Origin of the sequence: Lactobacillus johnsonii ATCC 33200, assembly GCF_000159355.1 — a bacterium.
In the GTDB taxonomy this organism is placed as follows: domain Bacteria; phylum Bacillota; class Bacilli; order Lactobacillales; family Lactobacillaceae; genus Lactobacillus; species Lactobacillus johnsonii.
The window spans coordinates 282,376-289,797 of the sequence record NZ_GG670120.1 but is presented as its reverse complement, the minus strand read 5'-3'; the positions used below and the strand labels follow the sequence as shown (position 1 = coordinate 289,797).

8 protein-coding genes and 1 pseudogene are annotated in these 7,422 nt (G+C 49.8%); 2 read left to right on the top strand and 7 right to left on the bottom strand.

Going from position 1 to position 7,422, the window contains the following annotated elements:
* Window positions 1-23 precede the first annotated feature (23 nt).
* Both HMPREF0528_RS09330 and HMPREF0528_RS08940 read left to right on the top strand, forming a co-directional pair.
* Window positions 24-176 (top strand): linear amide C-N hydrolase, encoded by a 153-nt coding sequence (locus HMPREF0528_RS09330; RefSeq protein ID WP_234600830.1) that lies wholly within the window; start codon window positions 24-26, stop codon window positions 174-176.
* A pseudogene (locus tag HMPREF0528_RS08940) lies at window positions 128-547 on the top strand (linear amide C-N hydrolase). Before HMPREF0528_RS09330 ends, HMPREF0528_RS08940 begins: the two are co-directional and overlap by 49 nt.
* A gap of 81 nt (window positions 548-628) precedes the next feature.
* Here the strand turns inward: HMPREF0528_RS08940 and HMPREF0528_RS01425 are convergent.
* The 7 genes from HMPREF0528_RS01425 to HMPREF0528_RS01395 form a co-directional block, all read right to left on the bottom strand.
* On the bottom strand, window positions 629-2,287 hold the full coding sequence (locus tag HMPREF0528_RS01425) for a sensor histidine kinase (RefSeq protein WP_004894115.1): 1,659 nt from the start codon (window positions 2,285-2,287) through the stop codon (window positions 629-631).
* The gene (locus HMPREF0528_RS01420; RefSeq protein WP_004894114.1) at window positions 2,287-2,964 is read right to left on the bottom strand and encodes a response regulator transcription factor; all 678 of its coding nucleotides are present in this window, start codon (window positions 2,962-2,964) and stop codon (window positions 2,287-2,289) included. Before HMPREF0528_RS01420 ends, HMPREF0528_RS01425 begins: the two co-directional genes overlap by 1 nt.
* Before the next feature lie 85 nt (window positions 2,965-3,049).
* Window positions 3,050-3,688, bottom strand: a complete 639-nt coding sequence (gene phoU, locus HMPREF0528_RS01415) for a phosphate signaling complex protein PhoU (protein WP_004894111.1) — start codon at window positions 3,686-3,688, stop codon at window positions 3,050-3,052.
* Window positions 3,689-3,706: 18 nt separating this feature from the next.
* Window positions 3,707-4,465: a phosphate ABC transporter ATP-binding protein PstB gene (gene pstB, locus HMPREF0528_RS01410; protein WP_004894109.1), complete on the bottom strand. Its 759-nt coding sequence runs from the start codon at window positions 4,463-4,465 to the stop codon at window positions 3,707-3,709.
* Window positions 4,465-5,340, bottom strand: coding sequence for a phosphate ABC transporter permease PstA (gene pstA / locus HMPREF0528_RS01405; protein WP_004894106.1), 876 nt, complete (start codon window positions 5,338-5,340; stop codon window positions 4,465-4,467). Before pstA ends, pstB begins: the two co-directional genes overlap by 1 nt.
* Window positions 5,341-5,342: 2 nt before the next feature.
* A complete protein-coding gene (gene pstC, locus HMPREF0528_RS01400) occupies window positions 5,343-6,251 on the bottom strand; it encodes a phosphate ABC transporter permease subunit PstC (protein WP_004894102.1) in 909 nt (302 codons plus the stop codon).
* A 19-nt stretch (window positions 6,252-6,270) separates the two neighbouring features.
* Window positions 6,271-7,158 carry a phosphate ABC transporter substrate-binding protein gene (locus HMPREF0528_RS01395; RefSeq protein WP_004894101.1) on the bottom strand — a complete coding sequence of 296 codons (888 nt, stop codon included), beginning with the start codon at window positions 7,156-7,158 and terminating at the stop codon, window positions 6,271-6,273.
* Between the last annotated feature and the right edge of the window lie 264 nt (window positions 7,159-7,422).

Here is a 7,422-nt window from a genome sequence, read left to right as displayed (position 1 = left end):
GCTTCAGTATCGTGGTTAAATCAATGGAAGACGGCCTGCACGTTTACGACAACCCAGTCGGCGCCATGACCAACAACCCGCCATTCCCGATCATGAAGTTTGCCTTGAACGACTACTACGCCCTGTCATGTCAGCCCACTGCTTGGACCACAAGTTTGCTGACGGCGTTGAATTGACTGAATACTCCCGCGGTATGAGCAGCTTAGGCCTGCCAGGCGACCTGTCCAGCAAGTCCCGCTTCGTCCGCTGCGTCTTCACCAAGTAGTACAACAGCCTCTGCAACAAGGATGAAATCAGCTCAGTCAACCAGTTCTTCAAGATCCTGGGCTCAGTTGAACAAGTCAAGGGCCTGTGTGAAGTTACCCCGGGTGAATACGAGTACACTATCTACTCATCCTGCATGAACCAGAAAAAGGGGATCTACTACTACACCACTTACGGCAACCCGGAGGTTCACGCCGTTGACATGCACAAGACTGACCTGGACGGCAAGGAACTGACCAGCTACAAGCTGCAAAAGGACCTGCAATTCCACTTCGATAACTAGTACAATAACAGAAATTAGCCAATACACAGCAAAACCAGTCCACTGTAATCAGTGAACTGGTTTTCTTTTGCCATTTTTGCTTTATTTGTTAGTACCATCTGCTCCTACTGGCAGGGCCGGGAAAATAACCGTGAAGGTTGACCCCTTGCCTAATTCGCTTTCCAGGCGGATGGTCCCGTGGCACTGCTGAACAGCATGCTTGACAATGGACAGGCCCAGACCAGTGCCCCCGGTCTTGCGGCTGTGGCTCTTGTCCACCCGGTAGAAGCGTTCAAAAATCCGGTTCTGGGCTTCCTGGGGAATCCCAATCCCAGTGTCTGCTACCTGCAGGATCGCCTGGCTCCGGTGCTCCTTGACCGTAATCTTGGTCTTGCCCTTTTCCTTGTTGTAGCGGATGCTGTTGTCAATCAAGTTGTAGGCAATTTCATAAACCAGGCGGAAGTTGGCCAGGATCATGGTGTCTGACAAATTGGTCTCCAGCTTGATTCCATGCCGGTCAGCCGAACCCTGCAAGGCTTCCAAGGCCTCAGTCACCGGACTCTTCAAGTTCAGCTTGATTTCTTCAAAGCGCTGGTTTTCATCCAAGTGGGACAAACGGATGATATCGTCAATCAAGGTCAAAAGCTGGGCGGAAGATTCATGGATCTTCTTGTAAAAGCCATCCCGGTCTTCGTCTTTGACCAGGTGGTTTTCCAAAAGCTCAGCTGACCCCATGATGGACTGCAGAGGCGTCTTAAGTTCATGCGACACATTGGCCGTGAATTCCCGCCGGACCTGCTCTTCATGGTATTCTTCCGTCACGTCAACCACCAAGATCGAAGTCCCCTTCAAAATCTTGCGGCTGGTAATCGGGCTGGCACTGATTTGAATATTGCGGCCGTTTCTTTCCACAATCCCCTCAGTATGAGCCAAGCGGCTGTTTTTATCGATGATTTCCTTAACATCGTCTGGCAAGGGGTCAGTGTCATGCAGGCCTAAAAGTGAAACTACAGCCGGGTTAGACAAAAGAATCCGGTCATCCAGGTCAATCAAGATCAAGCCTTCTTGCATGGCATCTGTTACCGTCTTTAATTCCTTTTCCCGGTGGTGCAGCTGCTCCATTTGGTCAGCGATCTGCTTGTTCTGGCTGTCCAGCCTGGTCAAGAGCGGCTTGATTTCATCATAAGCCTTGCTTTCCAGGGGCTTGTCCAAGTCCATTTCATTCAGCGGCTTGACGATCGTTTGCGAGAGCGTCTTGGCCAGGAACCAGGACACTAAAACCGCCAAAAGCATGATCAGCAAAAGCGGCGACAAGAGCCTGAGCAGCATTCGCCAGAAGGAGTTTCTGGTGATCGCGATGCGGATGACCCCGCCGTTATTGAGCCGTTCAGCGTAGTACATGGTCACGGTCGACAAGGTCGTGCTGTAGCGCTCGCTGGTCCCCGTCCCCTTCTTCATGGCTTCGGCGACTTCCTTGCGACGGGCATGGTTGCCCATCTTTTTGGGATTCTCTTCATTGTCGTAGAGAACCTTGCCCTTGGAATTGATCCAAGTAATCCGGTAGTTCTCCCCTTTTAAGTTCTTGAGGTACTTCTTGCCGCTGGTATTTACCCCGCTGGCCGCCAGGGCAGCCTGGGAAGCCAGGGCAGACATTTCTGTATGGTCGAAGTCAATGCTCAAGACAATCGTGCTTAAGAGTACGGCAAAGAAGAGAACCAGAGAAGTCAGTAAAAAACTTGCCCGAAATATCTTCTTAAGCATTAGTCTGCTTCATGGTAGCGATAACCGACCCCGCGCAGCGTTTCGATATACTTACCAGCCTCACCCAACTTCTGTCTCAAGGTTCTCACGTGAACGTCTACCGTGCGCGTTTCCACGTAAAAACCAGTCTCCCAGATCTGATCCATGATTTCTTCCCGGGAAAATACAGTTCCCGGATGAGTAATCAAGAGCTTTAGGAGTCCGTATTCTTTCAAAGTCAAATCGACCTGACGGCTGTTTTCGAAAACTTCATGGCGCTTTAAGAGAATCTTGATCCCGTCTTTTTCGATCTTGTCCTCCTTCTTGCGGTTGGTCCGGCGCAAAACAGCCTTGACCCGGGAAACCATTTCCATCATCCCAAATGGCTTGGTTAAGTAGTCATCCGCCCCGGAATCCAGGTTCTTGACCTTGTCATATTCTGCCGTCTTAGCACTGGCGATAATCACCGGCAAGTCCTCGGTCGCGGAAGTATACTTGAGCCGGTGGAGAATTTCGCTGCCGTCTTCATCAGGCAGCATCAAGTCCAAAATCACTAAATCCGGCCGGTTATTGTCCAGAACCTTAAAAAAAGAATGTCCGTCTTCAAAGCCGCGGACCTTGAAGTTCATTGCTTCCAGCGTGTACATTTCGATTTCGCGGATGCTTTCGTCGTCTTCCACGCACCAAATTTCAGTCATAAAAAATCCCCTTAGCCTTTCTTAAACTTAATTATAGTTTACGACCATAATCATTTACAAGAGTGTTAAGGGGTATTTCATGGGATTATCTGCCAGTCTTGCCGGTAGTTACAAATAAGGACCATTTAGCAATATTGACGGCGTGATCGCCGATTTTTTCAAAGTACTTCGCGACCATCATCAAATTGATCAAATATTCCGGATTACCATCCTTGTTAAAGTTATCGATCAAAAATGCCTTCGCTTTGCCAAAGCCTTCGTCGACCTGATCATCGCGGTCGATTACGGCTTTGGCCAGTTCTACATTCTGGTTGGCCAAAGCCGTTACTGCGTCGTTGACCATACAAGTAGCAATTTGGGACATGCTCTTCAGGTTCAGCATGTCATTTGCGTCTGAGAGGTGTTCTTTAAGGATCAGTTCGGCAATGTCCGCGCCAATTTCACCGATTCTTTCAAGGTCGTAGACCGCCTTCAAAGATGCACTGATTATCCGCAAGTCAGTGGCAACCGGCTGCTGCTCCATCAAAAGGCGCAGGCAGGTTTCTTCAATGTCACGCTCTGCCTTGTGAATCCGGTGGTGCAGGTTAATCGTGTCCTCTGCTTTATGGTAGTTGCCCGTAAACAGGGCGTCGGTTGATTCAGAAATGCTTTCCTTGCACAGCTGGCCAATTTCTTCCATTGCTTCATGCAAGTGATCCAGTTCCTTGTCAAATCTTGTTCTCATTTTTAGCCTCCTATAGCCTTAACCGAACCGGCCGGTAATGTATTTTTCAGTTCTTTCATCCTTCGGCATGGAGAAGAGCTGGTCAGTTTCACCGAATTCAACCAGGTCACCCAAGAGGAAGAAGCCAGTCTTGTCAGAGATCCGCACGGCTTGCTGCATGTTGTGCGTAACGATGACGATCGTATAGTTCTTCTTCAGTTCCAAAGCTAATTCTTCAATTTTAGAGGTTGAAATCGGGTCCAGGGCACTGGTCGGTTCGTCCATCAGCAATACTTCCGGCTTGACAGCCAGGGCCCGGGCGATGCAGAGCCTTTGCTGCTGACCGCCGGACAGGCCCAAGGCTGATTTCTTCAGCCGGTCCTTCAAGTCGTCCCAGATAGCTGCTTGTTTGAGGGAAGTCTCCACGATTTCGTCTAGTTCCTTCTTCTCAGTAATCCCGTGAATCCGCGGGCCGTAGGCAACATTGTCGTAAACGCTCATCGGGAACGGGTTTGGTCTTTGAAAGACCATGCCGACTCTTTGCCGCAGGACGGTCACATCCAGGTCACCGTTATAGATGTCAGTGCCGTCCAGCTTGATAGAGCCATCAATCCGGCAGCCTTCAACCAGGTCGTTCATTCTGTTAAGTGATCGCAAAAGAGATGATTTCCCGCAGCCTGACGGGCCGATGAAGGCAGTGATTTCGTTCTTTTGGATGTGCACATTGATATCATGCAAGGCATGAAAATCACTGTAGTACAGGTTCAGCTTTTTAATTGTAATTTTGTCTTCCATCATTAATTTCCTCCGTTATTGCGCTTGCGCATTCTGTCAGAGATACGGCGCGTAACCAAAGTGAAGAGCAGGGCCAAAACGACCAGGACTGCTGATGTAAAGTTGGCAATCTGAGTGGCTGACGGGTTCAAGGCCCCTTCAGTTCTCATGGCCCAGATGTGCAGGGCCAGGGTTTCACCGCTTCGGAACGGGTTCAGGGGTGAACTTGGTGAGATAACCTTCCAGAAGTTCTGCCAGTTGATGTAAGTTGACTGGCCGGAAGTATACAAAAGCGCAGCGGCTTCACCGAAGCCACGCCCAGCAGCCATGATTACCCCGGTCAAGATCTGCGGCATGGCCGCCGGAATCAAGACCTTGCGGATGGTTTCTGACTTGGTCGCGCCCAGGCTCAGGGAACCTTCCTTGTATTCCACCGGCAAGGACCGGATGGCGTTGTTAGTTTCAGTAGTTATCAGAGGAATAGAAAGAATTGAAATCGTCAAGGCACCGGCCAAGATATTCCAGGACATCCCGGTCCACATGATGAAGGCCAAGTAGCCAAACAAGCCGATAACGATAGATGGCAGGGATGACAAGGATTCGATACTGATTTCAAATATTGTCAGGAACTTGCCTTCCTTGGCATATTCAGCCAGGTAAACCCCGGCCCCGATGCCGATTGGCACTGAGACCAGCAGTGAGAGGAAAACTAAGTAAATAGTGTTGAAAAACTGGTTGAAAATCCCGTTGCCGGCTGCTCCCAAGAAGTCCCACTGGAAGCCTTTCAAGCCGTCAAAGATAATTGTCAGCATTAAGTAGAGCAGGAAGGCCAGCATAATCCAGCCGATGGCGTAGAAGATTCCCGTCATCAGCCGGTCTTTTATTTTAGCACGGCTCATATTTATTTTTCCTTCTTTCCATTGTCAAGCTTGTGAATCAATATAATCAAAACGATTGAGATGACGAAGAGCAAGAGGGCCATTGACCACAAAGCCAGATTGTATTCCCCGCCCTGGGCCGTGTTACCCATGTCAGCGGCAATTTCACTGGTCAGGGTGCTAGTTGGTGACAAGAGACTGGTCGCGAAGGACCGGGTCATACCGATAACCATGGCTACGGCTAAAGCTTCACCGATGGCCCGGGCCAGACCCAAGACCACCCCGGTCAAGATACCGCCGGAAGCGGCTGGCAAAACAACCTTGCCGATGACTTGCCAGCGGGTCGCCCCTAAACCGTAAGCCCCTTCTCTGTAGCTATTCGGGACTGACTTGATGGCGTCAGCGGCGACAGTAGTGATCGTTGGGAAAATCATGATGGCCAGAACAATTGAGGCGGCCAGGACTGAGAAACCGCCCATCTTTGGGTGGAAGGCGTTTCTGATTATAGGAACCAGCTTGGTCAAGCCAAACCAGCCGTAAACAACGGATGGGATGCTGACGTAGATTTCGGTTGCCGGCCGGAAGAACTTTTCACCGATTTTTGGTGAAATTTCCGTCATGAAAACGGCTGAGCCGATCGCGAACGGCAGGCAGATGAGCAAACCCAGCAAGCAGGTTTCCAGGGAACCAACGATGTAAATGGCAGCCCCAACTTTTCCCCCGAACATGCCGGTCTTGTCAAGCGGTGCCCAGTCACTGGTAAACAGGAACTCCCAAACGCTGTGGTGCGCCTTAAGGAAGGTCTGGCTGCCTTGGTAGAGCAGGAAGGCCCCCATCAAAAGGGTCAAAGCAACGATCAAGAGGCCGCAGGCGATGTAGACCGCGCGCCAGCGCTTGTCTTTGGCAATTGCTTTTTGAACTACTTTGTCCATAATGCTTTATTTCTCCTTCTTACTTATTAGCATGGGTGGCTTTAGCGGCAGCCAGCAGTTTGGAGGCTACGCCGTAGCCCATGGCTTCGATCTTCTTGCTATATTCCTTGCTGAGCATCTGCTGCAAGAATGCCTTGGCAGCACCCTTTGGCTGCCCCTTAGTGTACATGTGCTCATAGCTCCAAACTGTATACTTGCCATTATAGACATTCTTCAGGGTTGGCTTAACACCGTTGATTGACACGATGCCGACTTGCGGGTCACCAGTCAAGTAGGACAGGGAAACGTAGCCGATTGAGCCGGAAACACTTTGGATCATTTGAACCAAAGTACCTGAGTTGTCAGTTTCCAGAGACTGGTTTGACTGGCTAGCGTGCTTCTTCAAAGCGTATTGCTCAAAAGTTGCCCGGGTACCTGATGAAGATGGTCTGGAAACCAGGACGATCTGGCAGTCATTGCCGCCAACCTGCTTCCAGTTGGTCACCTTGCCGGTGAAAACTTTGATCAACTGTTCAGTGGTCAGGCTCTTGACCCCAGCATCCTTGTTGATGATCGGGGCGATGGCGGTAATGGCCACTTGGTGGTCAACTAGCTTGCTGGCTGACTTCTTGTCTAGCTTTTCATCCGCGAACAAGTCTGAGTCCCCGATGTCGATGGTGCCGTCAGAAACCTGCTTCAGGCCTTGGCCTGACCCACCCCCGTTAGTGTTGATGACACTGTCCGGGTTCTTGTCCATGAAAGTCTTGGCCGCGCTCTGCGCTAAAGGCAGAAGGGCAGATGACCCGGCGATGTTAACTGTCCCGGAAACTCCCTTGGTATCGGCTACGCAGCTGCCGATGACGCAGCCGGTGACGATTGCCAGCAAAACAAGTGCAACGATAGTGACTTTGTTTTTTTTGCGTGACATGTTAATTCCTCCTTGAATTCTTACTGATTCAACTTTAATGGAGGAAAGTTAAATGCATTCAGTGATGATTGTTAAATCAATGTAAAATGCTTAATTTTGTTTAAGCCAAGCCGCTTTCTTAACAGAATTACAAAGTTTTCGCAAGGCTCCCCTTTACTTTTTCAGTTTATTTTGCTTAATTTATCCGTTTTTTACATTTGTAAAATATAGAGCTTTCACTCTTTGCACCTTTTACATATCGCGCAATATTAGGATATAAGTGCT

What these genes read in the sequence shown, in the direction of transcription:
- HMPREF0528_RS01420 (WP_004894114.1), bottom strand. Translation starts at nt 2,964, where the DNA reads ATGACTGAAATTTGGTGCGTGGAAGACGACGAAAGCATCCGCGAAATC.
- pstB (WP_004894109.1), bottom strand. Translation starts at nt 4,465, where the DNA reads ATGATGGAAGACAAAATTACAATTAAAAAGCTGAACCTGTACTACAGT.
- phoU (WP_004894111.1), bottom strand. Translation starts at nt 3,688, where the DNA reads ATGAGAACAAGATTTGACAAGGAACTGGATCACTTGCATGAAGCAATG.
- pstA (WP_004894106.1), bottom strand. Translation starts at nt 5,340, where the DNA reads ATGAGCCGTGCTAAAATAAAAGACCGGCTGATGACGGGAATCTTCTAC.
- HMPREF0528_RS01425 (WP_004894115.1), bottom strand. Translation starts at nt 2,287, where the DNA reads ATGCTTAAGAAGATATTTCGGGCAAGTTTTTTACTGACTTCTCTGGTT.
- HMPREF0528_RS09330 (WP_234600830.1), top strand. Translation starts at nt 24, where the DNA reads ATGGAAGACGGCCTGCACGTTTACGACAACCCAGTCGGCGCCATGACC.
- HMPREF0528_RS01395 (WP_004894101.1), bottom strand. Translation starts at nt 7,158, where the DNA reads ATGTCACGCAAAAAAAACAAAGTCACTATCGTTGCACTTGTTTTGCTG.
- pstC (WP_004894102.1), bottom strand. Translation starts at nt 6,251, where the DNA reads ATGGACAAAGTAGTTCAAAAAGCAATTGCCAAAGACAAGCGCTGGCGC.